This window comes from Actinoallomurus soli (assembly GCF_024055715.1).
In the GTDB taxonomy this organism is placed as follows: Bacteria; Actinomycetota; Actinomycetes; order Streptosporangiales; family Streptosporangiaceae; genus Actinoallomurus; species Actinoallomurus soli.
Genome location: NZ_JAMXMV010000001.1, coordinates 748,383 through 773,305, shown reverse-complemented (window position 1 = coordinate 773,305; position 24,923 = coordinate 748,383). Strand labels below are relative to the sequence as shown.

At 72.3% G+C, this 24,923-nt stretch carries 22 protein-coding genes and 1 pseudogene; 6 read left to right on the top strand and 17 right to left on the bottom strand.

Annotated elements, in window-relative coordinates; translation table 11 throughout:
* Positions 1 to 60: 60 nt before the first annotated feature.
* From NDW01_RS03595 to NDW01_RS03565, 7 genes are all read right to left on the bottom strand, one after another.
* Entirely contained in the window at positions 61 to 672 is a 612-nt protein-coding gene (locus NDW01_RS03595; protein ID WP_252816520.1) for a TetR/AcrR family transcriptional regulator, read from the bottom strand.
* Positions 672 to 1,889: an acyl-CoA dehydrogenase family protein gene (locus NDW01_RS03590; RefSeq protein WP_252816518.1), complete on the bottom strand. Its 1,218-nt coding sequence runs from the start codon at positions 1,887 to 1,889 to the stop codon at positions 672 to 674. The genes NDW01_RS03595 and NDW01_RS03590 overlap by 1 nt, the downstream gene beginning before the upstream one ends.
* A gap of 337 nt (positions 1,890 to 2,226) precedes the next feature.
* On the bottom strand, positions 2,227 to 2,607 hold the full coding sequence (locus NDW01_RS03585; RefSeq protein ID WP_252816516.1) for a hypothetical protein: 381 nt from the start codon (positions 2,605 to 2,607) through the stop codon (positions 2,227 to 2,229).
* 415 nt (positions 2,608 to 3,022) lie between these two features.
* A complete protein-coding gene (locus NDW01_RS03580) occupies positions 3,023 to 3,625 on the bottom strand; it encodes a GTP-binding protein (RefSeq protein WP_252816514.1) in 603 nt (200 codons plus the stop codon).
* Positions 3,606 to 3,980 (bottom strand): DUF742 domain-containing protein, encoded by a 375-nt coding sequence (locus NDW01_RS03575; protein WP_252816512.1) that lies wholly within the window; start codon positions 3,978 to 3,980, stop codon positions 3,606 to 3,608. The genes NDW01_RS03580 and NDW01_RS03575 overlap by 20 nt, the downstream gene beginning before the upstream one ends.
* Before the next feature lie 6 nt (positions 3,981 to 3,986).
* Complete coding sequence (locus NDW01_RS03570; RefSeq protein ID WP_252816510.1) at positions 3,987 to 4,412, bottom strand: roadblock/LC7 domain-containing protein; 426 nt, start codon at positions 4,410 to 4,412, stop codon at positions 3,987 to 3,989.
* A 19-nt stretch (positions 4,413 to 4,431) separates the two neighbouring features.
* Entirely contained in the window at positions 4,432 to 6,834 is a 2,403-nt protein-coding gene (locus NDW01_RS03565) for a sensor histidine kinase (RefSeq protein ID WP_252816508.1), read from the bottom strand.
* Between the two features lie 346 nt (positions 6,835 to 7,180).
* Between NDW01_RS03565 and NDW01_RS03560 the strand changes: the two genes are divergently transcribed.
* Positions 7,181 to 8,767, top strand: a complete 1,587-nt coding sequence (locus NDW01_RS03560; protein WP_252816506.1) for a class F sortase — start codon at positions 7,181 to 7,183, stop codon at positions 8,765 to 8,767.
* 97 nt (positions 8,768 to 8,864) lie between these two features.
* Positions 8,865 to 10,766 (top strand): WD40 repeat domain-containing serine/threonine protein kinase, encoded by a 1,902-nt coding sequence (locus tag NDW01_RS03555; protein ID WP_252816504.1) that lies wholly within the window; start codon positions 8,865 to 8,867, stop codon positions 10,764 to 10,766.
* A 110-nt stretch (positions 10,767 to 10,876) separates the two neighbouring features.
* Here the strand turns inward: NDW01_RS03555 and NDW01_RS03550 are convergent, their stop codons facing one another.
* The 6 genes and pseudogenes from NDW01_RS03550 to NDW01_RS03525 form a co-directional block, all read right to left on the bottom strand.
* Complete coding sequence (locus tag NDW01_RS03550) at positions 10,877 to 12,034, bottom strand: aldose epimerase family protein (protein WP_252816502.1); 1,158 nt, start codon at positions 12,032 to 12,034, stop codon at positions 10,877 to 10,879.
* Between the two features lie 209 nt (positions 12,035 to 12,243).
* Positions 12,244 to 12,789, bottom strand: a complete 546-nt coding sequence (locus NDW01_RS03545; protein WP_252816500.1) for a PP2C family protein-serine/threonine phosphatase — start codon at positions 12,787 to 12,789, stop codon at positions 12,244 to 12,246.
* 151 nt (positions 12,790 to 12,940) lie between these two features.
* Positions 12,941 to 13,123: pseudogene (locus NDW01_RS03540) on the bottom strand (PAS domain-containing protein); the annotation flags it as partial.
* Between the two features lie 346 nt (positions 13,124 to 13,469).
* The gene (locus NDW01_RS03535) at positions 13,470 to 14,618 is read right to left on the bottom strand and encodes an oxygenase MpaB family protein (protein WP_252816498.1); all 1,149 of its coding nucleotides are present in this window, start codon (positions 14,616 to 14,618) and stop codon (positions 13,470 to 13,472) included.
* A complete protein-coding gene (locus NDW01_RS03530) occupies positions 14,611 to 15,600 on the bottom strand; it encodes a polyprenyl synthetase family protein (RefSeq protein ID WP_252816496.1) in 990 nt (329 codons plus the stop codon). The genes NDW01_RS03535 and NDW01_RS03530 overlap by 8 nt, the downstream gene beginning before the upstream one ends.
* A complete protein-coding gene (locus tag NDW01_RS03525; protein WP_252816494.1) occupies positions 15,593 to 15,823 on the bottom strand; it encodes a hypothetical protein in 231 nt (76 codons plus the stop codon). The genes NDW01_RS03530 and NDW01_RS03525 overlap by 8 nt, the downstream gene beginning before the upstream one ends.
* A gap of 211 nt (positions 15,824 to 16,034) precedes the next feature.
* On the opposite strand from NDW01_RS03525, the gene NDW01_RS03520 reads away from it, so the two are divergent.
* The gene (locus NDW01_RS03520; RefSeq protein ID WP_252816492.1) at positions 16,035 to 16,829 is read left to right on the top strand and encodes an IclR family transcriptional regulator; all 795 of its coding nucleotides are present in this window, start codon (positions 16,035 to 16,037) and stop codon (positions 16,827 to 16,829) included.
* Positions 16,830 to 16,840: 11 nt separating this feature from the next.
* Here NDW01_RS03520 and NDW01_RS03515 read toward each other — a convergent pair whose 3' ends face one another.
* A complete protein-coding gene (locus NDW01_RS03515; RefSeq protein ID WP_252816490.1) occupies positions 16,841 to 17,701 on the bottom strand; it encodes an NAD(P)H-binding protein in 861 nt (286 codons plus the stop codon).
* Between the two features lie 129 nt (positions 17,702 to 17,830).
* Between NDW01_RS03515 and NDW01_RS03510 the strand changes: the two genes are divergently transcribed.
* A complete protein-coding gene (locus NDW01_RS03510; protein ID WP_252816488.1) occupies positions 17,831 to 18,286 on the top strand; it encodes a MarR family winged helix-turn-helix transcriptional regulator in 456 nt (151 codons plus the stop codon).
* Between the two features lie 45 nt (positions 18,287 to 18,331).
* Here the strand turns inward: NDW01_RS03510 and NDW01_RS03505 are convergent, their stop codons facing one another.
* Entirely contained in the window at positions 18,332 to 19,408 is a 1,077-nt protein-coding gene (locus NDW01_RS03505) for a transcriptional regulator (protein WP_252816486.1), read from the bottom strand.
* A 295-nt stretch (positions 19,409 to 19,703) separates the two neighbouring features.
* On the opposite strand from NDW01_RS03505, the gene NDW01_RS03500 reads away from it, so the two are divergent.
* Together NDW01_RS03500 and NDW01_RS03495 are read left to right on the top strand one after the other, a co-directional pair.
* On the top strand, positions 19,704 to 20,000 hold the full coding sequence (locus NDW01_RS03500) for a hypothetical protein (protein WP_252816484.1): 297 nt from the start codon (positions 19,704 to 19,706) through the stop codon (positions 19,998 to 20,000).
* A gap of 431 nt (positions 20,001 to 20,431) precedes the next feature.
* Complete coding sequence (locus NDW01_RS03495; protein WP_252816482.1) at positions 20,432 to 21,109, top strand: hypothetical protein; 678 nt, start codon at positions 20,432 to 20,434, stop codon at positions 21,107 to 21,109.
* Here the strand turns inward: NDW01_RS03495 and NDW01_RS03490 are convergent.
* The gene (locus tag NDW01_RS03490; protein WP_252816480.1) at positions 21,095 to 23,095 is read right to left on the bottom strand and encodes a beta-galactosidase; all 2,001 of its coding nucleotides are present in this window, start codon (positions 23,093 to 23,095) and stop codon (positions 21,095 to 21,097) included. The genes NDW01_RS03495 and NDW01_RS03490 overlap by 15 nt on opposite strands.
* The gene (locus NDW01_RS03485) at positions 23,092 to 24,909 is read right to left on the bottom strand and encodes an exo-alpha-sialidase (protein WP_252816478.1); all 1,818 of its coding nucleotides are present in this window, start codon (positions 24,907 to 24,909) and stop codon (positions 23,092 to 23,094) included. Before NDW01_RS03485 ends, NDW01_RS03490 begins: the two co-directional genes overlap by 4 nt.
* Between the last annotated feature and the right edge of the window lie 14 nt (positions 24,910 to 24,923).

Below are 24,923 nucleotides of genomic sequence, written 5' to 3'. Positions count from 1 at the left end.
GAGCCGTCACCGTCCCCGCCGACCCGTCGCGACGCCGCGGTCCCCCGCCGACCCGTCGCCTCACCCCGAGCCTTCGCCGAGGCCGCCGTCCTTTCGCAGCCCGTCGAGGAAGAGGCCGACGTAGTACTCGCCCACCGCCCCGGCGTCCAGCGGCCCGTCGGGATGCCACCACGTGCTGAGCTGGTGGACCGCGCCGAAGAAGAAGTTGACCGCCAGGTCCGCCGGGACGCCGGCCCGGAAGGTCCCCTCGCGCTGCCCCTCCTCCACCAGCGCGCGGAAGCACTCGTGGTAGCGGCGCCGCTCCGCCCGTACCGCCTTCTGCTTCTCGGCCGGCAGCAGGTGCATCGAGCGGAAGAAGACCGTGAGCTCGTCCAGGTGGGCAACGCTCGTCTCGATCACGTCGACGGCGGCGGCGCGCAGGCGCTCCTCCGCCGGGCCGGCGCCGCCCGCCAACCGGCGCAGCCGTTCGGTCTGCAGGGCCAGCAGCCGGTGGTAGATCTCGTACAGGAGGTCGTCCTTGGCCGCGAAGTAGTGGTACATCGCGCCCTTGGTGACACCGGCGGCCCGGACGATCTCCTGGACGGAGGTGCCCTCGTAGCCGTTCTCGGCGAACAGCCGGGTGGCGACCGCCAGCAGCCGCTCCGGCAGCGGGCGCTCGCCCGCCGCGGTCATCACCTGCTCCGGTAGGCGGCGAGCTCGCGGCGGGCGATCGACCGCTTGTGCACCTCGTCGGGGCCGTCCGCCAGGTGCAGCGTCCGCACGCCCGCCCACAGCTCGGCGAGGGGGAAGTCCTGCGAGACGCCCGCACCGCCGTGCGCCTGGATCGCCCGGTCGATGACCCAGTTCGCCATCTCCGGCACCAGCGCCTTGATCGCCGAGATCTCCACGCGGGCGCCCTTGTTGCCGACGGTGTCCATCAGCCACGCGGTCTTCAGGACCAGCAGCCGGGCCTGCTCGATCCGGATCCGCGCCTCGGCGATCCAGTCCTGGACCACGCCCTGGTCGGCGATCGGGCCGCCGAACGCGACCCGCGACACGGCGCGCTCGCACATCAGCCGCAGGGCGCGCTCGGCCATGCCGATGGCGCGCATGCAGTGGTGGATCCGCCCGGGCCCGAGGCGTTCCTGCGCGATGCGGAAGCCCTCGCCCTCCCCGAGGAGGATGTTGCCCACCGGCACCCGTACGTCCTCGAAGGACACCTCGGCGTGGCCTCCGTGCGTGCCGTCGTCGTACCCGAAGACGTGCAGGCCGCGCTCGACGGTGACGCCGGGCGTGTCCTTGGGCACCAGCACCATGCTCTGCCGGCGGTACGGCGGGGCGTCCGGGTCGGTCACGCCCATCACGATGAAGATCTGGCAGTCCGGGCTGAGCGCGCCGGACGTCCACCACTTGCGACCGTTCAGGACGTACGAGTCGCCGTCGCGCTCGATGCGCAGCGCGATGTTGGTGGCGTCGGAGGAGGCCACGGCGGGCTCGGTCATGCAGAAGGCCGAGCGGATCGCGCCGTCCAGCAGCGGCTCCAGCCACCGCTCCTTCTGCTCGGGCGTGCCGAACAGGGCGAGGATCTCCATGTTGCCGGTGTCGGGCGCGGCGCAGTTGAGGGCGACCGGGGCGATCTTCGGCGAGCGGCCCATGATCTCGGCGAGCGGAGCGTACTGCACGTTGCTCAGGCCGGCGCCGTACGGCTCGTGCGGGAGGAAGAGGTTCCACAGCCCGCGCTTGCGTGCCTCGGCTTTCAGGTCCTCGATGATCGGCGGAGTGGCCCACGTGCCGGCGAGCTCGGCGGCCTGCGCGGCGTACACGGGCTCGGCGGGGTGGACGTGGGAGTCCATGAAGTCGAGCAGCCGGTCGCGGTACTCGATGGTGGTCTGGTCGAATGCGAAGTCCATCGCCGTCCCCTCGCGAACACGGCCCTGCGGCCGTCCGTGTGCCCCGCCCAGCATACCGACTGGTCGGTATGAGGACCGTAAGCAGAGGCGGCCCGGCGCGTCAACGCCCAGCGACGCGAACCCGCCCGGCCACCGGCGCGGACGACGTCCGGCTCCACACCCCGAGGGCGCCGGGTCACCCGCGCGGACCCGGTCACCGCCGCCGGAGGAGCGTCCGGCCACCGGCACGGAAGGGCGGCGCCAGGCAACCGCACGGAAGGCGCTCCGGTCACCGGTGTGAGCTGCCGGGTCACCCGATCACCGAGGGCGGCCGGTCACCGCCGCCGGGGGCGCCGGGTCACTGGTGCAGGCCGTGCCCGGTCTCCTCGTCGCCACGGTCGACGTCGAGCCCGACGATCGACGCGCACCGGCGGCAGACCCACTCGGCGACGACGGACTCGGTGTCCATGTCCCGGGTACGGTAGGGCTTGGAGATCTTCCGCCGGCGCATTCCGTGACCACACGTCGAATGCACCAAAAGGCCACAATTCGGACACGGCCAGACGTCATCCCCGGCACGCTCACAGCCCGGGCATACGGGCCCGTCATGATCGACGGTGATCGGCTCCAGTTCGGCGCGCCAGAGGCGTTCCAGATCAAGATAATCGTCGTTCGGCCAGGAATGATCCGCCAGCCAGGCGAGATATTCCTCGTCGCCGGGGGGAAGCACCGCGGTCATCGACTCGGGATGGCCGTTCAGCTCGGGCTCGGGCTCAGGCTCGGGCGCCGCGGACGGGCGGCGTCCCCGAACCGCCAGCGTCAGGGACAGGAGGACGAGGAGGGGGCTCCAGACAAAGATGTTCACATTCCCACATCCGTGGAGGCGCTCATGGCGACGATCATGAGACGGAGCGGCAGTACACGGGGAAGCACCGCTGTACCCACAGTGGCGTCCTTTCATGAGTCGCTGTCGGGGGGCGCAAGCGATCATGCATGCGGGGGCGTAAAACGGTAGAACAGTACCGAATCCAGCTCGGCCATGGAAATCGATCAAACAATTTCCCGCTTTACCAGCATGTTGGTCGAATTATGCACTGGAACGTTCCATGACCGCTACGGATCTTGTATCGATGGCCACTCCTGGACGCGCCCGCTCAGCCTGCGGGGATACGCCGCCCGGCGAGCCGCAGCGCGTGCTCGACGACGGACACGAGGACCAGCTTGGCCGACTCCCGGCGCCGTACGTCGCACAGGATGATCGGCACGTCGGGGTCGACGTCGAGGGCCGCGCGCACCCGGTGCACGTCATACCGCGGAGCGCCGTCGAAGCAGTTGACGGCCACGACGAACGGCGTGCCACGCTGCTCGAAGTAGTCGATCGCCGCAAAGCTGTCGCCCAGCCGCCGGGTGTCGGCGATGATCACCGCGCCGGCCGCTCCCCGCGCGAGCTCGTCCCACATGAACCAGAACCGGTGCTGCCCCGGAGTCCCGAAGAGGTACAGCGCCACGTTGTTACGGAAGGTGATGCGACCGAAGTCCATCGCCACCGTCGTGGTCTCCTTGGCCTCGACGCCGGACGTGTCGTCGACGCCGACCCCCGCGCCGGTGAGGGCCTCCTCGGTGCGCAGCGGCCGGATCTCGCTGACGGTGCCGACCAGCGTGGTCTTGCCCGCCCCGAACCCGCCGGCGATGAGGATCTTGATCGCCGTCGGCGAGTCCTGCACCGCGGCGCCGGTGTCAAAGTGTGTATAGCTCATTGAGCACAGTCCTGAGTATCCGTTCGTCGTGCGCGTACGAACGCGTCTCGGGAGGCCGCACGTTGATCAGGCCCCAGTATCGAAGATCTCCCAGCAGAACGCGGACGACGCCGAGCGGCAGCCCCACGTCGGCGGCGAGGTCGGCGACCGTCATCGGCCGCCGGCAGAGGCCGAGGAGCCGCAGGTGCTCCGGGTCCAGCCACCGCCGGTCCGCCCACGCCGGCGGCCTGCCGACGACGATCGCCAGCAGGTCCAGCGTCTCCCCGTACGACCGGGTCCGGCCACGGCTCACCGCGTACGGCCGGACCACCGGGCCGGCCGCGTCGTCGAACCATCGGCGCTTGGACGCGGTCACGGAGGATCACGCTCCCCCCGGCGGTCCGTCCGGACTCGTGGCCGCCGAGCGGGCGGACGTGGCCAGATGGCGGCGGACCCGCTTGACGAGCCGCGCCATCTCGTAGGCGATCAGGCCGATGTTCGCGTCGCCCTCGCTCACGACCGCCAGGCAGGTGCCGTCGCCCGCCGCGACGACGAACAGGAACGCCTTCTCCATCTCGATCACCGTCTGGCGAATGCCCCCGCCCTTGACGCGCTCGCTGACGGTCCGGGCCAGGCTGTACAGGCCGGCCGCCAGCGCGGCGAACCGCTCGGCCTCCTCGGGGTCCATGCCCCGCGACGTCCCCATCGGCAGTCCGTCGCCGGTCAGGATCATCGCGTGCCGCACGCGGGCGACACGTCCGACGAGATCGTCGAGCAACCAGTTCAGCTCACCGGTCGTATCCAGCATCGGCCCCTCACCTTCGCGGCTACTCATCGAGGTCCGGGGCCTGGCGGCCGCGCTGCCATCCCCGTTGAAGCGATGCCATGAGCGACCGGGTCTCCTCCGGCGGACGGGTCGTCGTCGCGTCGCCGGCCATCGGTTCCGGCCCGGCCGGCTCTCTGCGCAACTGCGGGGCGAGGTTCGCCTGGCGCACTCGCCTCGGCAGTTCGGGGGCGTCGGGGTCGGTCCAGCCCTCGTACGGCGTCTGGACGTCGTCACCGGCCCATCCGGAACCGGCCCAGTCCGGCGCGCGCCACGCGATTCGGTCGTCCGGCCATTCGGTCTCGTCCGGCCACTGCACCTGATCCGGCCACTGTGCCTGATTCGACCACTCGCCCGCGCTCGCCGGGGCGGCGATCTCGAGCGGCGCGGCCTGGGGCGCCGGAGACGGGGCGGCGGGCGCCTCGACCTCGGCGACGGCACGCCAGGCCGGGTCGAAGGCGGGCTGCTCCGACCACGCGTCGTCGTACTCGAACCCCTGATCCCCCGCGACCAGGTCCGGCGGGACGAGCACGACCGCCCGTACACCGCCGTACGGCGACGAGCCCAGCGTGACCCGTATCCCATGCCGGTCGGCGAGCCTGGCGACGATGAACAGGCCGAGCCGGTCGCTGTCCAGCAGGTCGAACTCCGGGGGGTTCGCCAGCCGCTCGTTTGCCTCGGCGAGCTCCTCGTCGTCCAGTCCGATGCCGCGGTCCTCGACCTCGATCGCGTAGCCGTGGGCCACGAGCTCACCGCGGACCTGTACCTGCGTGGTGGGCGGGGAGAACGCCGTGGCGTTCTCGATCAGCTCGGCGAGCAGGTGCGTCGTGTCCGCGACGATGGCGCCGTCGAGCGCCGCCGGAGTGGCGGCCTCGACCACGACGCGGGTGTAGTCCTCCACCTCGGCGATCGCCGCCCGCAGGACGTCCTTGATGCCGACCGGGTTGTGCCAGCCGCGGGCGGGCGCCGCGCCCGACAGGATCGCCACGCCCTCGGCGTGCCGGCGCATGCGCGTGGTGAGGTGGTCGAGCGCGAACAGGTCGTCGAGGACGTCCGGGTCGCGGGCCTTCTTCTCCATCGTCTCGAGCATGGCGAGCTGGCGGTGGAGCAGCGACTGGTGGCGCCAGGCGAGGTTGATGAAGACCTTGTTGATGCCCTTCCGCAGCTCGGTCTCGCCCACCGCGGCCTCGACGGCGGTGCGCTGCAGAGCGCCGAGGGCGTCCGCGACGCGGGCGACCTCCTTGCTGCCACCGCCCCCGACCGGCGGGCTCTCGGCGTCGACGTCGACCTCCTCCCCCGCGCGCAGCCGCTTGATCAGCTGCGGCAGGCGGACCTGGGCGAGGTCGAGGGCGGCCTGCTGGAGCGCGGCCATCTCCCGCGCGAGCGTACGGCCGAACAGGATGGAGACGATGATCGACAGGGCCAGCGCGACGAGCCCGACGCCCGCCGTGAGGGCGAGGAAGAAGATCGACCTCTGCTTGATCGGTTTCGTCTCGTCGGTCAGCGCCCGGCCGGCGTCGATGGTCGCCTGCGACCAGGCGCTCATCAGGGGCTCGATCGTCGCCTGCCAGGAGACGGTCTGCGCCGGCAGCCGGGCGCCGGGACGCGCCCCGATGATCGCGTCCTCCATCGTGCGGAAGGCGGTGAAGTCCGGCGACCCGGCGACCTTCTCCCACGGAGCACGCAGGGAGATCTTCGCCCTCGAGCGCGCCGAGTCGAACAGGTAGCGCTCGTTGTAGGCGCTCTGGGCGAACATGTCGTAGGCCGGAGCGGTGAGGCGGTGCCCCTTGGTCGCCAGCGTCGAGCTCACCAGGGCGTCCTCGCGCATCACGAACTCGCGCGCCGTGGCGGACTCGACCAGCGCCGTGCCCTGCTGGTAGATCTCCGCGTCGTCGATGACGATCATCGTGCCGAACACACGGATCACCGACTCGATCAGGGTGCCGTAGTCCCCGATCACGCGGAGGGCGTCCACGGACCCGCCGTCGACCTGCCCGCGCAGGGCGGCGAGCCCGTCGAGCTGCTGCCACAGGTCGTCGAGCCGCTGGCGCGTCGTCGGGTTGACGGAGCGCTGGGCGTCACCCGACAGCGCGGACCTGCGGAACTCCGCCTGCGCGGCGTCCACCGCGGCCCGGCCGTCGGTGACCTCCTGCCGGTCCCGCCGGCCCTTGGAACCCAGCAGGACGGCCGACACCAGGCGCTCCCGCTGCAGCGCGGCCTCGAGCTTCGCGCCCGGGATGGTGACCTTCTTGTAGGCGGTCGACGCCTCGTACTTGCCGATCGCGTCGCGGGAGGCGAGGAACGCGGCGAACGCCCAGACCCCGGCCAGGCAGATGATCGGGACGAGGCTCAGCACCAGCAGCCTGGTCCGCAGCGACCACCTGCCGGAACGCTTGGGAGAACGCATTGATGGCCTCGCCGTCTCCATGAACATTTTCGAAACATCAAGATCCCGGGGGCTCAAATGGCACCACACGTGCCGCGCGGGTGGCAATAGTCCCCCTGGGCCATACGCGTTTCCCGCGGAACATCGGCGCCGCGAAGAAGGCGGGGATTGAAAACGCCGGTCCGGTCCGGGCATCGGCCGGATCACCGGACATGACGGCACTCCGTGAGGAAGACTTCACGCAGCGGCAGATCGGCCGGGTGCTCCCGATCGGCACCGTTTCCGGCACCGCCACCGGCCCGCGAGGCGCGGGCGCGAACGGATCAGCCCGCGTGACGCGCGGGCGTGAGCAGGTCAGGAGGCCGTCATGACGACCCGCCCCGTACGGTCCACAGCCCGGACCCGCAGGGCCCGCGGACCCGTCCTCGTCACCGTCACCGCCTTAGGCGTCGTACTGCCGGGGTCCTCACCCGCCCTGGCCACACCGGACGACGGCCTCCTCCGGACCGCGCCAGGCGACGGCCGTCTCCGCGCCACGCCACGTCTCGGTCATCTCCCGGCCGCACCGGACGACGGCCTTCTCCGGACCGCGCCGGGCGACGGTCACCTCCAGGCCGCGCCGGGCGACGGCTATCTCCGGTTGGCGCACCTGTCCCCCGACGCCCCCGCCGTCGACGTCTACCTGTACGCCGCGGGGCACGGCACGCCGCGCCTGGTGCTCAAACACGTCGGCTACGGCGCGCTCTCGCCGTACCAGCGGCTCGGCGGCGGCGCCTACACCGTCGCGATGCGCCCCGCCGACGCGGCGGCGACGAGCCCGCCGGTGCTGTCCGCCCATGTCCGCGTGCGCGCGGGGACCGCCTACACCGTCGCGGGCCTCGGCCCGTACAAGGGGCTCACGCTCAGGGTCCTGGAGGACACGCGCACCGCGCCGGCGGGCCGGGTGGCGCTCCGCGTCGTCCAGGCGTCGCTCCGGCGGCCGGCGGTGACCGTCACCGCGGGCGCCCGCACCGTCGCGGGAGACCTGCGGTTCCCGGACGTCACCGCCTACCGGCCGGTGCGGGCGGGGGTGACGACCGTCCGCGTCACCGGCGGGTCCGGCGCGCAGGTGAGGTCGCGGGTGACCCTGCGCGCGGGTTCCGTGCACACGCTCGTCGTGCTCGACGGCGCATCCGGGCTCCGGCTGCTCGACCTTCGCGACGCCGCGGGGCCCCGCCGAACGCCGCGCGGGCCCGTCGAGACGGGACTCGGCGGGCTCGCCGGCCGGGTCGCCCCGCCGCCGTGGACGGCGTCCGCCCGGCTGCTCCCGCCGCCCGGTGCGCCGGCCGAGACCCACCCTGCCGACCGGCCCGGTGAACCGGCCGAAACCCGGCGCGTACACCGGGCAGGCGAACCCGTCGAGGCCGGACTCGCGGACCCGCCCGGTGAACCGACCGAGACCCGGCCCGTACACCGGGCGGGCGAGTCGGTCGAGGGGGGACCTGTAAGCCGGGCCGGCGCGTACGCCGATCCGGCGGTGCTGCGGATCCCCGCGATCGGGGTGCGGACCGGGCTGGAGCGCCTCTCGACGGACCGGAACGGGCGGCTTCTCCCGCCAGGCGACCCCGCCCGCGCCGGATGGTTCGGCGACGGCATCCGGCCCGGTGACACGGGGCCGGCCGTGATCGCGGGACACGTCGACTCCCGTACGGGCCCGGCCGTGTTCACCCGGCTCACGACGCTGCGGCCGGGCGACCGGATCCTGGTCACGGACGCGACCGGCCGGGTCGCGGCCTTCACCGTCGATCGCGTGCGGTCCTTCCCCAAGACGGCGTTCCCGACCGAGGAGGTCTACGGGGCGACCCCCGATCCGCAGCTGCGCCTCATCACCTGCGGCGGCGCGTTCGACCCGGTGTCCGGGCACTACCGGCGCGACGTGGTCGTGTACGCGAGCCTCGCCCATGAGCCCGGATGACCGCAGGTCGTCCCCGCAGCGGCGGCGGGCGGCCATGCGGGGACGGCGGACCGAAGGTCCCTATCTCACGGGACCGGCCGACGGTTATCGTCCTGCCATGCCGGAGGGCCGAGGGCGGCTGATCGCCGGGCAGTACCGTCTCGTCGAGGAGATCGGCCGAGGCGGTTTCGCGGTCGTGTGGCGTGCCCGCGACGAACGCCTGCACCGCGACGTCGCCGCCAAACGCCTGTTCCTTCCCGCGTACTCCACCGTCGAGCAGCGCACCGAACAGCGCCGCCGGACCCTCCAGGAGGCGCGCTCCGCGGCGCGCCTCGACCACCCCGGCGTCGTCACCGTCCACGACGTCGTCGAGGACGGCGACGATCCGTGGATCATCATGGAGTACGTCGACGGACGGTCCCTGGGCGAACTGGTGCGCGCGTACGGGCCGCTCCCTCCGGAGCGCGTCGCCGACATCGGCCTGCAGTTACTCGACGCCCTGCGCGCCGCGCACCGGGCGGGGGTGCTGCACCGCGACGTCAAGCCCGGCAACGTCCTGCTGGCGGGCCGTCGCGTCGTTCTCGGGGACTTCGGGCTCGCGACCGTCGAGGGCGACCCGGCCCTCACCCAGTCCGACGTCGTCATGGGCGCTCCCGCCTACCTCGCGCCCGAGCGCGCCCGGGGCGAGCCCGCCGTCGCGGCCTCCGACCTGTGGTCGCTCGGCGCGACGATGTTCTACGCCGTCGAAGGGCGGCGGCCCTTCAACGGCGTCAACCCGAACGCCGTGCTGCACTCGATCATCACCGACGACCCGGCTCCCGCGCCCCACGCCGGCCCGCTGGGTCCGGTCCTGGACGGGCTGCTCCGCAAGGAGGCCGCCGACCGTCTCGACGCGGACGCGGCCACCGCCCTCCTCACGGCGGTCGCCGACCGGGCCGGGCCGCGAGGCGACCGCGCGCGGCCGGCGGACGCGCCCGCCGGACCGCTCCGGCCAGGGCGCGCCGGGCCCGGCGCGCGGCCGTGGCACGGGCGGCACCGCCTGATGCTCATCGCCGCTCCGGTCGCCGCCCTCGCGCTCGCCCTCCTGACCGTCCCGGACCGTGCCCACGACGGCACGGGGCGGACGCGGCGCACCCCGGCGACCACCGCACCGCGGCTCCTGGCCACTCTTCCGGCGGGCCCGAGTGAGATCTACACCGTGGCCTTCAGCCCGGACGGGCGCACCCTCGCCTCCGGGGGCGCGGACCACACCGTACGGCTCTGGAACCTCGCCGACCGGCGGCTCACGACGACTCTCACCGGGCACGCGTACGACGTGTTCGCCGCGGCGTTCAGCCCGGACGGCCGGACGCTGGCGACCGCGGGGTACGACGGCAAGGTGCTGCTGTGGAGCGGTGACGGGCGTGCGCGGATCGCGACCCTGGACACGCACGGCAACGGCGTCAGCGCCCTGGCCTTCAGCCCGGACGGCGCGGTCCTCGCGAGCGCGGGCGACGCGGTGCGCCTGTGGAGCGTCCGGGACCACCACGCCGTCGCCACGCTGCCGGTCCACGGCGAGAGCATGTTCACCGCCGCCTTCGCGCCGCGCGGGACCACCCTGGCCACCGCGGGGACCTGGGCGATCCGGCTGTGGGACACCGCCCGGCCCGCCCGCCCCGTCACCGTGACCCGGCTGACGTCCCTGGTCGTGGGCATGGCGTTCAGCCCGGACGGCCGGACCCTGGCGGCCGGCGGCTACGACGGTCGCGTGCGGCTGTGGGACGTCGGCACGCACCGGCTCCTGGTGTCCCTGCCCGACCTGCCCGGCCGCGTCAACGGCGTGACGTTCAGCCCGGACGGCCGGATCCTGGCCTGCGCCGGAGGCGACACCGTACTGCTGTGGGACGCCCTGGCCCGGCGCCCGGTCACCACCCTCCCGACGCGGACGGGCGTCGTCGACGCCGTCGCCTTCGCTCCCGACGGCAGGACCCTCGCGACGGCCGGCGACGACGCGATCATCCGCCTCTGGAGCGTCCGCTGAGAGGGTGGCCGGCGGTGCCGGAGTCGCGGCCCGGGAACCCCGGCTGAGAAGCGGCGTCGCCCAGAGGCCCGCGTACGGGCGGCTCTGGGCGACGTGAGGTCGGGCCGGGGTCAGTGCGCGGAGAAGGACCAGACGGTCGAGGTCTTGTAGGTCTGCCCAGGGCGCAGCACGGTGGACGGGAAGTTCGGGTGGTTCGGCGAGTCGGGGAAGTGCTGGGTCTCCAGCGCGAACCCGTCGCCCTGGCGGTACTGCCGGCCGCTCGTGCCGTACAGCGTGCCGTCGAGGAAGTTGCCCGAGTAGAACTGGATGCCGGGCTGGTCGGTGTAGATCTTCAGCACCCGGCCGCTGGTCGGCTCGCCGACCTCGGCGGCGAGCCGGAAGCCCGAGCCGTTCAGCACCCAGTTGTGGTCGTAGCCCTGCCCGTAGGCGAGCTGCTGGAAGCCGTCCCGGATGCGCGCGCCGATCGGCGTGGCCTTGGTGAAGTCCATCGGCGTGCCGGCGACCGGCGCGAGCTGCCCGGTCGGGATGAGGGTGGAGTCGACCGGGGTGTAGCGACTGGCGTTGAGGCGCAGCCGGTGGTCGTAGATGCCCCCGGACCCCTCGCCCGCGAGGTTGAAGTAGGAGTGGTTGGTCAGGTTGACGATCGTGGCCTTGTCCGTGGTGGCCCGGTAGTCGAGGCGCAGGGACCTACCGCTGAGCGTGTAGGTCACGGCGGTCTTGAGGGTGCCGGGGTAGTTCATGTCCCCGTCCGGGCTCGTGTACTCCAGCCGCACTCCGACCGCGTTCTTGCTCTTGACCTCCGTGGCGGTCCAGACCTTGGTGTCGAAGCCCTTCGGCCCGCCGTGCAGGGAGTTGCCGTTGTTGTTGAGCGGCAGGTGGTAGGTCGTGCCGTCGAGCGTGAAGGTGCCCTTGGCGATGCGGTTGCCGTACCGGCCGATCAGCGCGCCGAAGTACGGGCCCGGGTTGTTCTTGGCGACGTAGTCGTCCAGCGTGGGGAAGCCGAGCACGACGTCGGCACGGTGGCCGTGCCGGTCCGGGGCGTCGAGCTGCTGGACGATGCCGCCGTAAGTGATGATCTTGACGCGGATGGCGCTGTCGCTGAGGGTGTAGCGCCACACCTTGGTGCCGTCCGACAGCGTGCCGAACAGTTCCTTGGAGATGGTCGGGCTCGACGTCGCGGAGGCGTTGACCGCCGGGAGCGCGCCGGCCACCAGCGCCGCCAGGGCGACGGCACCGAGAACGCGGGTCTTCTTGAGGCGGAGGGGCACAAATGCTCCTTCCCTGTTCGATATTTCGAACGTCGTCCGAGGCCTGCGGGCAGACGCTAAATTTCCCCGCGACGACTGTCAAGAGATGTCCTCGGCGACCCTTATGAAAGCTTTTTCGCAGCCAAGGGCCGACGTTCCGTGAATTAGCCCACCGAAAGCGCCCGCTGTCCCAAAACGGGCATTCTCGCGATGATTGTCGGAAGTCGCGCTCAGTCCGCGCGTGATCGCCGTGGGACGCCGACCGCGAGCAGAGCGGTGTCGTCATCGGGCCCCTCGCCGAAACCGTCGAGCAGACCGGTGACGGCGTCGACGACCTCACCGGGCGTGGCCGGGGCGAGCCCTCCGGCGAACTCCAGCAGGCGCTCCTCGCCGTACCGCACGCCCTTCCCGATGGGGGCCTCGGTCAGGCCGTCGGTGTAGAGCAGGAACGTGTCGCCGGGGCCCAGGGTGGTGGTCGTGGCGACGAACTCCGGATCGGGCAGCACCCCGACGAGGGGGCCGCCCCGTGTGGACAGGTACCCGGCACCGCCGTCGGCGCCGAGCCGCAGCGGGTACGGGTGACCGCCGCCGGCGAGGCGGACGTCGTAGGAGGCATCCCCGGTCCGGGTGAGCAGGCCGGTGACGGCCGTGCAGAACCGCGGTTCTCCGCCGGCGTAGCGTTCGAGCAGGGCGGTGTTGAGGGTGGCCAGGGCCGTCACCGGGTCGGGGTCGCCCAGCGCGGCGGCGCGCAGCGTGTAGCGGGTCAGGGACGTCACGGCGGCCGCCTCGGGACCCTTGCCGCACACGTCGCCGAGGAAGAAGCCCCATCGGTCGTCGCCGGCGGGGAACAGGCGGCCGGCCCTCGGAGTCCGTCTTGACCACCGAGGTCACCAGGACCGGCAACCGCTCGCCGCCGGCCGTCTTCAGCTCCAGTGCGATGCCGTCGAGCTTGCCCTGCATCCGCAGCAACGGGGCGAAGTGGGTCTCGTGGTAGAGCCTCCCGCCCACGGTGAGCACGTCGGAGAACCGCATCCGGCCGACCATCTGCTCACGCGTGTGGCCGAGCCACCGGAGCAGCGTGCCGTTGACCTTGGTGATCTCCCCGTCCATCAGCGTGGACAGGTAGCCGCACGGGGCGTTCTCGTACAGGTCCTCGGCGCTGTCCTCCAGCAGCGAGTTGAATGAGGCGAGTCGCGCGTCGTCGGTCTCCGCCGGTTTCGGCCCCCGGCGCGATCCGGGCGTCACAGGGTGCCGGGCAGGAAGGTCGTACGGGCGAAGACGGCGGCGATGTCCGGGTCGGTGGCGCAGAAGGCGTTCGCGAGCTCCTCGCCGAGCTCCGGGCGCTCCGGATTCCCCATGATGACGGGGGCCATCGTTGCGGACCAGCCCAGGTAGTTGGCGTCCCCGCCATCGGGCGAACGCCGCTCAGGCGGCGGGTAGGCCCGAAGACGGCAGGTCAGGGGAGGTCGGCCGGGGGCGGCGGGGTCCAGCGGGCCGCCGGTGCGGGCACGCCGTACGCGGCCTTCAGCTCCTGCGGGATGGCGTAGTGCATGACGCGTCCCCGTGTCAGGGAGGACAGCTCGAGCACCGTCACCAGGCGGCCGAGCCGGTCGGACAGTTGCGCGGCCCAGGGCCCGCGGTCCTCGAAGCGTTCGAGCGCGCCGAGGAGCGCCGGGGCGACCCCGATGACGGAGTCCCAGCGGGATCGGGGCACCTCCAGCCAGTCGGCCGCCGTGTCACCGATCAGGTAGCGGATCAGGGCGGGCACCACCGGGTCCAGCAGCCTGCCGGGGACGACCTCCTCGTACATCGCGATCAGCTGCCGGGTCAGGAGCGACCCCTCCGGGGACGGGCCCATGTGGCGGAGCATGTACCGGTCGGAGAAGCGGCGGGCCGCGTCGAGGTCGGGCGGGATGGTCGCGGGATCGCAGCCGAGGACGGCGCCCACGACCCGCCACGCGTAGTAGTACGCCTCCGCGCCGTCGGGAGTGATGTGCACGCCCATCCGGTGCAGGGCGTCCAGCACCTGGATGCTGAACATCATCAGCCCGCCGAGCATGTCCTCCTGGCAGATCGGAACCGGCTCCGGCCACCGGCCCGCCTGTTTCAGGTGGCGGCGGATCGAGGCGTGCAGCAGCCGTACCTTCTGCGCCGCCGGGAGGAACCGTCCGCCGGCCTCGAAGGCGTCCGGCCGCATGAGGTACACGGTGAACTGGCCGGTCTCGGCCATGCGCCGTGACGGATAGGCCAGCGAGTGCGTAGCGGACAGCAGCCTGGCGATATGCGGGACGACGTAGCACGCCGGCATCGCCGCGAAGGACAGCGCGGTCGCGATGTGCACGTCGTTGTCGACGAAGAACTCCCGGGCCCGCTCCATGACCGCCCAGTCGACCCACTCCGGCGGAGTGGCGGTCGCGTCGAGGTAGTCACGGGCGGCGTCCGGGACGTTGTCGGGCAGCGCCTGGCCGGAGACGTCGAACCAGCGCATGAGCGTGTTGTACCGGGCCACCTCCGCCCCGGCGAACAGCGCCTCGACGGTCGCGTCGGCGAGGTCATCTCCCTTGAGGCGCAGGCCGTCCAGGTACGCGTCGGTGTACTCAGTCATCAGCGGTCGCCTCACTTATCAGCCGGGTCAGGGCGGCGGCGGCCTCGGGGGCCAGCCGGGACTCGTGCAGCGCCGCGCGCGCCGTCGCGGCGCGGTCGTCGATCATTCGCCGGACCTCGGCGGGCGCGCCGGAGCGCCGCATGATGTCCCGGATCTCCGCGGCGTCGGCCGGGGTGACCGGGCCGTCGAGGAGGTCGCCCAGTCTCCGGCAGTCGGATGCCGCCGCCCGGGACAGCGTGAGGGCCAGCAACGCCGTCGGCTTGCGGCCCGTCAGGTCGTCCAGGGCCGACTTGCCGGTCCGCCCGGGGTCGCCGAACACGCCCCACAGGTCGTCACGGAGCTGGAACGCCTCGCCGAGCGGGCGCGCGTACGCCGCCAGCGCGCGCAGCGTCACGGGGTCGGCTCCCCCGAGCACCGCGCCGATCTGCAGCGGCCGCTCGACGGTGTACGAGCCGGTCTTCAACCGCACGATCGCCAGGGAACGGGCCAGGTCGTGCGCGCCGCCGGTGCGGAGGATCTCCAGGCACTCGCCGGCCACCAGCTCACGGCCCATCGTGGCCCAGACGGGCAGGGCCCTGGCCAGGAACGTCCGCGGCAGGCCCGAGGCGTGGAAGAGCTGCCCCGCCCACGCCATCAGCAGGTCCCCGATGACGATGGCCAGGCCGTCGCCGAGACTCTCGTGTGCCGTCGTACGCCCGCGCCGGAGCCGGCTCCGGTCGATGATGTCGTCGTGGACGATCGCCGCGGCGTGCACCAGCTCCAGGGCCGCCGCCGCCCGCACCATCGCGTCGGTGTCGGGCTGCCCCGACGCGCGCCACCCCCAGTAGCAGAACGCCGGGCGGACCCGTTTGCCGCCCGCGATCGAGACGCGCGTCTGCTCGGCGACGGGCGCGAGCTCCTCATCGAGCGCGAGCAGCTCGCCGATCTCCGTCTCGACGAACTCCGTCAGGGCGCGGTCGACCCGGACGCGCAGGTCAGCCATCCTGGCTCCGCCGGACGACGTGCCGGGCCAGCACCTCCAGGTGGGCCTCCGACCCCGGTCCGGAGCGCCGGACCGCCAGCTCGCCGCGCGCCCGCAGCTCCTGCCGCACCTCCGAGAGGCCCGGGAGGCGGCGGGTGGCTCCCCGGAGCCCTTCCGTCACCAGGTCGGCGAGCCCGGCCGCCAGATAGAGGATCTCGTCCCGCGAACCGTCACCGCTCGCCATTGCGATCACCATCCGTATCCATATCAATACAATGAGTGGTATCACGGGAATCACCGGCATCGAGGCTTGTTGGCCGCATCGGGCCACTTTCCGCGGCCCGTGCGACCGCCCCCCGATCCGCCGGCGACGACATGGGCGGATCGTTGACACCGGGAGACAGACCTTTCTAAGCTGTCCGGGATTTCGTACGGCGTTCGGGAAGGCGGCCGTGATGGGGCGTGCGGTGCCGGCGGTGACTCGTGCCCTCGACATCCTCGAGCTCTTCCTGGACCGGCCGACCCTGTCCGCTCCGGAGATCACCGAGCGTCTCGGGCTCCCCCGGACGACGGTCCACGAGCTGGTCACCACGCTGACCGAGCGCGCGTACCTCATCCCGATGCCCGGACAGCCGACGCGCTACCGCCTGGGCATGCGGCTGTTCCAGCTCGGCAGCGTCTTCGCCGACCAGCTCGACCTCGCCCACGAGGCGCGCGAGGCCGCCCAGCGCGTCGCCACCGAGTGCGACGAGACGGTCCACGTCGCGATCCTCGACGGAACCGACGTCGTGTACATCGCCAAGGCCGACAGCACCCATCCCGTCCGCATGGTCTCCGCCGTGGGCCGCCGCCTCCCGGCGCACTGCACGGGCGTCGGCAAGATGCTGCTGGCCGGCCTGACCGCCGAGGCCCTGGACGCCGCCTATCCGCTCGGCCGCGACCTGGCCGCCATGACCGACCACAGCGTCACCTCGCCCGTACGACTGCGCGAGCACCTGGACGACATCCGGCGGCAGGGCCTGTCGTACGACGAGTGCGAGTCGAACGAGGCGGTGTTCTGCGTCGCCGCCCCCGTCTACGACCACACGGACGCCATGGTCGCCGGGATGAGCATCTCGGTGCCGAGCATCCGCTGGGACGACCGGCGGCGCGGGGAGTGGAGCACCCTGGTCCGCAAGGGCGCGGCCGTCCTCTCCCAGCGTCTCGGCCACCGCCCCCGCATGGCCTCCGAGCCCGCCGCCGCCCGCTGACCTCGCCGCGGTCAGGTCGCGGCCTGCCGGAAGGCGTCGGCGTTGCGGGCGCACCAGTCGGCGAAGGTGCGCGGCCTACGGCCGAGCAGGCGTTCCACGGTGTCGGTACGGAAGCCGGCGGTGTCGGCGCGCATCAGGGCGAACCCCTCGATGATGGCCTCGGCCAGCGCCGGGGGCGCTCCGTGGGGGAAGCGCGAGGCGACGGCCTCCTGCGGAGTCGCCACCGCCCGCACCTCGATGTCCCGGCCGGCCGTCGCGGCGAGGATCTCGACCTGTTCGGCGACGGTGAACGGCTCGTCCCCGGTGATGACGTACTCCCGGTCCCGGTGACCGTCCCGGGTCAGCGCCAGAGCGGCGACGGCGGCGATGTCGGCCGGGTCGATCGGCGCGTACCGGCCGGGGCCGACCGGGTCGAGGACGTAGCCGCCATCCCTGATGGTGGGCAGCCAGTCGAAGGCGTTCGTCATGAAGCCGCCGGGTCGCAGGAACGTCGCGGGGATGCCGGAGGTGCGGATCGCCTGCTCGCGCTCGTGGTGCCAGCGGCCCATGGCGGGCATCGGGTCGCCGAGGACGTTGAAGGAGGACAGGTGCACGATGTGGCCGACCCCGGCGGTCCGGGCGGCGGCGACGGCGTGCGCGGTCTGGTCGAGGCCGATGCCGGGGGTGAGCAGGAACAGCCGGTCGACGCCGGCGAAGGCGGGCGGCAGCGTCGCCGGGTCGTCCAGGTCCGCGACCACGCGCTCGGCGCGCTCGGGCAGGCCGGCGGCGCGGGCCGGGTCGCGGACCAGGATGCGGAAGCGGGCGCCGGCGGCGTCCAGCTCCCGGACGAGCTCACGGCCGACGTGCCCGGTCGCACCGGTGACCAGTATCATGAGGACCCCTCAGGTCGTTTACCGGTTAATGATCGAGGAAGACGTTAACCGGTTAATGATCTGCCGTCAACCGACCCCTGCCGCACCGGCGGACGCCGGGTTCCCCGAGACATCCCTGGAGGCCGCGCGATGCCCGAGTTCCTGGACCTGCACGGCAGGACCTCCAAGGCGGTCCGGGCGGTCGCCGAGGCGGCCGTACGGCGTCATGGCCTGCATCTCGGCCAGGATCACCTGCTCGCAGTGCTGTGGCAGGAGGACGGCCGCACGCCCGGCGAGGTCGCCGCCGCGCTGAACGTCACCACCGCCAACGTCGTCAAGGCGGCCACCCGGATGACCGCCGCCGGCCTGCTCACCCGCCGACGCGACGACCGGGACAACCGCCTCGTCCGGCTCTGGCTCACCGACGCCGGACGCGCGCTTCAGGAACCCGTCGAGAGGGAACGGCGCCTCATCGAGGAGAGCATCACCGCCGACCTCAGCCCGGCCGAGCGCGAACAGCTCATGAGCGCGCTGACCAAGATCCACCGCTCCGCGACCGCGATGCTGACCACGCCCGCCGACCAGAGCACCCCGGCCACCCCCTGACACCGTTTCCTCGACCGGGGCCGCCGGCCGCTGCCCCAGGTGGGCTCACGCGCGAACCTTCGCGTCCGCGAGTGCCTCCTCATACTCATGCAGCCACTCCGCGGCCCGCTGGTCGACCGGTATCCCGTCCAAGCCGCTGGTGATGATGTCGACCGCGTCGCGATACTCACCGATACCGGCGAGCGCCACGCCGATGTTGAGGCGGAAGAACCCTTCGGTGTACCAATACACCGAACGGGGTGGTTCGCCCGCGCCCTCAGCCAAGTCGACCGCCCGATCGAGCAGACGCCGTACGTCCTCACGATCCCCTAGCATCGCGTGCCCCTGCGCCGCCTGCAGCGTGTCGAACGCCCGCTGAGACGGATGGACACCGCGGGTGGCCAGTGCGGCCGACGCCGCGCGCACCACCGCGCGGGGACGCCCTTGCTTCCGAGCCACGTACCCGCGAAACGATGTGGCCAGCGCGGCGCCTGTGCCGTAATCGACATCATCGGCGAGTTCCTCGCCACGATCGAACAGCGCCAGAGCAGGGGCGTCCTGCCGAACTGCGGCGCGCAACCATCCCGCGAAGGTGGTCCAGTCGGCCGCGATGACGGCCAGTTCGTCGCGGTACGGCCCGGACGTTTCACGAAGCATGGCCGTGACGCTGCGCACCTGCGCCGTGACCGGGGCCAGGAGTGGCACCGGCCCTATCGCGTCCTCCAGCCGTCGCTGACCGGAGAGGACCATCGAGAGCGCTTCGATGACGCCCGCGTCCACCCGCGCCGGCCGGCGCATGGCGAGTCCGAGACGTTCCTCGTCGTCAGGCGTTAAGCCGCTGTCGACGTCGGCCTTGAAGGTCCACGGTAGAAACTCCTGAACGTCCCTGCCATCGCCGAAGAGCTCTTCCTCGGACATGCCGAAGACGGCGGCGTAGAACATCCGGTAGCGGGGCCCCGGAGGGTGTTCGCCTGCTTCGTGGCCGCGGATGGTGCGACACAGATCCCGAAGCTTGGGAAGGCGTTTCCGGTCACGCTCGGTCGCGTTATCACGGAAGGCTTCCGCGAGCGCCTGGACGGTCATCCGGCGCGCTTTGCGCTCAGCGCGCAGCCGGGCGCCGATGCGGGGATCGGCCGCTGCCATATCGCGTCACCTCGGCTAAGACGAGTCAGGAAGCAAAATCGCGGCGGTGTGTATCCGCGCGTGCCTTCCAGTATCACGGTGACTTCACAGGGTCCGCAGGAATTCACTATCAGTGACAGATCTCAATCCGGTGGAGGCCTTGGACAGGTCACCGCCGGGGTGAGCTGCGGGGCCGGTGACGTCGAACCGATCGGGTCGCTGGTGGCCATTTCTCTTCGCGCCCCCGGCGGAGAGGAAGACACCCAGTCCATGGGTCCGTCACCGGCCCCGCTTCCAACCACGAGGAAGCAGGGTCATGAGGGAAGTCGGTCACGAGCAGCAGCTCGCAGCGCTGGTCCAGCTCTGCCAGGAACTGATACGGCTCGGCGTCACCAACGTCGGCATGAGCGACGCACGCCCGGCGGTCTCGATGCGGACCGCCTTGGCCGACCGCAGAATTCGGATCGAGGTCGACACCTCACAGCGCACGTATGTATGGCTTCGCGAGCACCACGAACGCCACACCATGGATGATCCGGTCGGAGCCGCAGCGCGACTGGCCGACTACTTGAAACTCCGTGATGCGGACGCCGGCGACGGTCGTGACGCCTGATGCGGTCCCCATATTGCGCCGACGGTTCCCCGGCCTGATCTTCTGGTACGGCGCACATACACGGGCGTGGTGGGCGTTGATCCCGCCACCGAGCGGCTGGCGGCTCGTCGAAGCCGCCGATCCCGACGACCTCACACGAGCGGTCATCGAATCTCAGGCCTGGCCATGGCCGGTTCCCTGGGGCGGGACCCGTCATGGGCGATGACCTCGCCTTTGGCGGTGGCACAAAGCATCGCCGCCGTTGTTGACCGACGAACCCGGCAATCCGGGTGCCGGACCGGTCACAGCGGCGGTCACGAGCCAATGGCGGCGGCGAGGTCGCCGCCGGTGGGTCCTGCCGGGGCCATGGCGGGGATCGGCGTCCGCAGCGGAAGGGGCTCGCCGGACCTCCGGTTCGTCGCGCTCGTGTTTCCGCTGGATAGCATGCCGCGGTGGGCAGGAGGGGCGCCGGGAGAAGCCATCACATCGCGCGGTCGCGCCGTGGTGGCCCAGGCGGTTCCGGCGGCGAGTTGCGGCCCCGCGAGCCGGCGCGCGACCTGCTCGACCGGACGCCCGTGCGGCTCCGGATCGAAGGCGACCTGCTCGTCGGCTACGGCTTCGGCCGGCAGCGGGTGGCCATCCCGCGGTCTTCGGTGAAAGCGCTGGGCCACTACTACCGGCGGCGGTACAGGAGCGGGCCGAGCCAAGGCTTGGTCATCCTCGATGTCGAGGACCGGATGCTCCTGCGCGCCAAAGGGGCGTGGAGCGCGGACCTGGCCGCCTTCTGCGGCAGGGCTGGACTGCCTCTGCCGCAGCACCGGGACGGCGGGCGCCTGTGGCGCCGGGCACCGGGCTACCGGCGGTTGCGGACCTCGCCTCGCGGCGCGGGCCTGGCCGCCGCCCTCATCGTCGTCTTCGTGCTCGCGGCGTCGATGCTCTGCGGGATGGCCGGCCTGTCCCTGATCCGGCTGCTGCCGGCGTCGTTCGGCCCGCTGCGTCTTCTCATCGGCGTCGTCGCCCTCCTCGGCGGAGTCGTCGTCGGCGCGGTCCTGGGCGGCCGGGCGGTGACCCGTGCCGCCCAGGCGCTGAAGTGGGCCGCGCGCTCGGTGACGCGGTCAGGCAGGACGTAGCACGGCGACTCCGCGTGAATCCAGGCGTACTGCGGCGGTCGGCTCCGCTCCGGTCAGAACGTCGCGCATCGCCGTGGGAAGCGGCACGTCGGCGGGCTCGGTGCCGTGGTTGAGGACGACGTACCAGCGGCCGTCCTCGGTGTCCCGGGCGCGGGCCTGGACGCCGTCGGGCAGACCGGGCAGGACGGGGGCGACGCCGGCCTCCTCGCGGACGCGGTCGAAGAGGCGGCGCATGGTCGCCGGATCGGGCCGGGTGGCGAGGTACCACGCGTCGCCGCGGCCGAAGCGGTGCCGGGTGACGGCCGGCTCGCCGGCGAGCGCGCCGGTCGTGAAGCGCTCGACGGCCTCGGCGCCCTCCAGGCGGAGCTCCTCGGACCACAGGGTCCCCGACCCGCCGGGCAGCCCGACGGAGGCGTCCTCGGCGAGCGGGTGGAACTCCTCGACGGTCAGGCCGAGCATCCGCCGGAACGGCGCGGGATAGCCGCCCAGGTGGACCCGGTCGCAGAGGTCCACGATGCCCGAGAAGAACGCCATGACGAGCGTGCCGCCCTCCTCGACGTACCGCTCCAGGGTGCGTGCGGCGGCCTCGGAGGTCAGGTACAGGTTGGGCACGACGACGAGCCGGTAACCGGACAGGTCCGCGTCCGGGCGTACGACGTCGCAGGCGACACCGGCGTCGTACAGCGGGCGGTGGCACGCCCAGGCGGCATCGAGGAACCGCACGTCGGCGCTGGGGTGGGCCGGGCCTTCGAGGGCCCACCAGCTCGGCCAGTCCAGCACCATCGCGGCGTCGGCCCGCGGCGCCCGCGCGCCGGCGAGGGCGCGGGCGGCGGCGAGCTCCCGGCCCAGGTCCCGCACCTCACCGAAGATCCGGGTCGCCGGGCCGCCGTGCGGGACCATCGCCGAGTGGAACCTCTCCGCGCCGCCCCGTGCCTGCCGCCACTGGAAGAACATGACCGCGTCGGCGCCGTGCGCGACGGCCTGCCAGCTCCACAGCCGCATCGCGCCGCGCGGCTTCGGGGCATTGCGGGGCCGCCAGTTGACCGCACCGGGGGCCTGTTCCATCAGCAGCCACGGCTGCCCGTCGCGCAGTGACCGCATGACGTCGTAGGAGAGGGCGATCTTGGCCGTCGCGTCGGGGTCGAGGGGGTCGGGATAGGCGTCGTACGCGATGACGTCGAGGTGCGGGGCCCAGGTCCACTGGTCGACCGGCCGCAACGACGGCGGGAAGTTGGTGGTCACCGGCACGTCCGGCGTGATCCGGTCCAGCACCTCCTTCTCGGCCAGGTAGCAGGCGAGCAGTTCGTCCGAGGTGAACCGGGCGTAGTCCAGCTCCTGCGCGGGGTTGGTGAACGGCGCGGGCGAGCGCGGCGGCAGCACCTCGTCGAACGAGCCGTACCCCTGGGCCCAGAACCGCGTCGACCAGGCGTCGTTGAGCTCGTCGACGGATCCGTACCGGTCGGCGAGCCAGCGCCGGAAGGCCGCCGCCGACACGTCGCAGTGACACGGGATGACGTTTCCGTACTCGTTGTTGACGTGCCAGACGGCCAGCGCGGGGTGGCCGGCGTAGCGGGTGGCCACCTGCTCGGCCAGGCGTACGGCGTGCTCCCGGTAGACCGGGCTGGACGGGCAGTAGTGCTGCCGCCCGCCCGGCGAGATCGTCGATCCGTCGGCCCGTACGGTGAGCATCTCGGGGTGAAGGGTGGTGAGCCAGGGCGGCGGCGAGGCCGTCATGGTGGCCAGGCACGCCGCGACGCCGCCCTCGGCCAGCCGGTCCAGCACCCGGTCGAGCCAGCCGAAGTCGTACTCCCCCGGGCGCGGCTCGACCGACGCCCAGGAGAAGATACCGACGCTGACGAGGGAGACGCCGGCCTCCCTCATCAGCCGTACGTCCTCGTCCCAGACCTCTTCGGGCCACTGCTCGGGGTTGTAGTCGCCGCCGTAGGCGATGCCCACGCGGTCCCGCAGACCGGCGATCCGGTTCATCGGTTCTTCGTACCCTCCGGGTCGATCCGGTCGAGCGGCAGCCAGAGCCGCAGGTCGCGGCGGGCGGTCGCGATCTCCTCGTCGGGGACCGCGCGGGCGAAGACCCGTACGTCCGCGATGGAGCCGTGGAAGCGGTCGACGCCGTCGAGGCGCTGGCCGACGTCGATGCCGTCGATGGTGAACTGCCTGCCCTCGGTCACCGATCCCGCCGGGGCCGCCACCGAGGCCGCCTGGCCGTCGACGGTGAGCGACAACCGTCCTCCGGAGCGCCGCAGGACGACGTCGTGCCACCGGCCGTCGTTGTACGCCTGCGTCGTGGCGACGGCGACGCTGCCCTGGTCGGTCTGGATGAACCCGCGGATGCGCTTGCTCCCCGGCTCGGCCCGCAGCCAGATCTCCGGTGCGCCGCTGCCGACCCGGTACGCCCACAGGATCGTGCGATTACCGCTGGTGTCGGCGTAGCGGATCCGCGCCGACCAGGTGAAGTCGCCGGCGCCGAGGTCCAGAGAGCGGTTCCACGGCACCTGGACGAAGTCGTCCACGCCGTCGAAGTCACCGGCCGCGGTCATGCCGCCGCGGACGTAGCCACTGTTGTGGTGACCGGAGCCGTCCGGGGTGGTCGGGCCGGGCTGCGGCGGCTTCGGCAGACCCGGCGGGGTGCCGTTGGGCGTCGCGAGATAAGCGGTGTTGAACCGTGCGAACCGGATCTGCTCGTACGGGCCGGCCTGCCCCGCCTCGTACAGCAGGCCGAGCCGGTCGCCGCCGAGGCTCACGAGGTCGGAGTAGGCGGACGGACCCCAGGAGATGACCTTGCCTACCTTCTGGAAGTCGCGCCCGTCGTCGGCCGAGGCGCGGACCGCCATGATCTCCCGGGTCACCGGGTGGTCGGGCACGGACAGGTAGACGCGCTTGCCGACGCTCAGGACCGAGCCCTGCACCTTGGGCGCGGTGAGCTTCGGCAGGGTACGGAACGGGCGGTCGAAGGTCAGCCCGCCGTCGCTGCTCGTGGCGGTGTTCCGGTTGCCGGGGTCGGTTCCGGTGTTGTCGCGCGCGTTGACGTAGATCCTGCCGTCGGGGAGCTCGGTCGCGCTGAGCTCCCCGGGACTGACGTCGTTGGTGCGGCGGGTGTCGTCGGCGCCGATCCTCCAGGTGAGGCCGCCGTCGTCGCTGTAGTTGAGGTGACCGCCCTGCGGGCCGCCCTTCAGCGCGCCGCCGTCGCCCTCGTGGTTGGCCGCGACGATGAGGCGTCCCTTGTGCGGCCCGTGCTGGAGCTGGAGGGCGTGGCCGGGCCCGGTGGCGTACCAGGAGTTCCACTCCGGCTTCACGAGCTCGTTCGTGAGGTCGCGCGCCGCGGACCAGGTGGTGCCGTCGTCGTCGCTGTACTGCACGAACGGATGCCGGATGGTGTCGTCGTTCCCGGGGTTCCAGGTCGTCATGAGGACGATCCGGCCGGTGCGCCGGTCCACGACCGGGGCCGGGTTGCCACGGGTGTCCCCGTTGCCGGGCAGGACGACCTGCAGCGGCCCCCAGGTGCGGCCGCCGTCCGTGGAGCGTTTGAGCACCAGGTCGATGTCGCCGGAGTCGCCGCAGCTGTTGACCCGGCCCTCGGCGAAGGCGAGCAGGGTGCCGTCCAGCGCCTGGACGATCGCGGGGATGCGGAAGCAGTAGTAACCGTCGGTGTGCTGGGCGAACAGCACCTGTTCGTCGAACTCCGGCGCCGGCTTGGCGGACGCGGCGCCGGCGGACGCGAGGGGGATCGCCGTGGCGAGGAGCGCCACGGCCGCGGTACGGCGGGGGAACCTGAGGTGAGCCACGCTGGCCTCCGTAC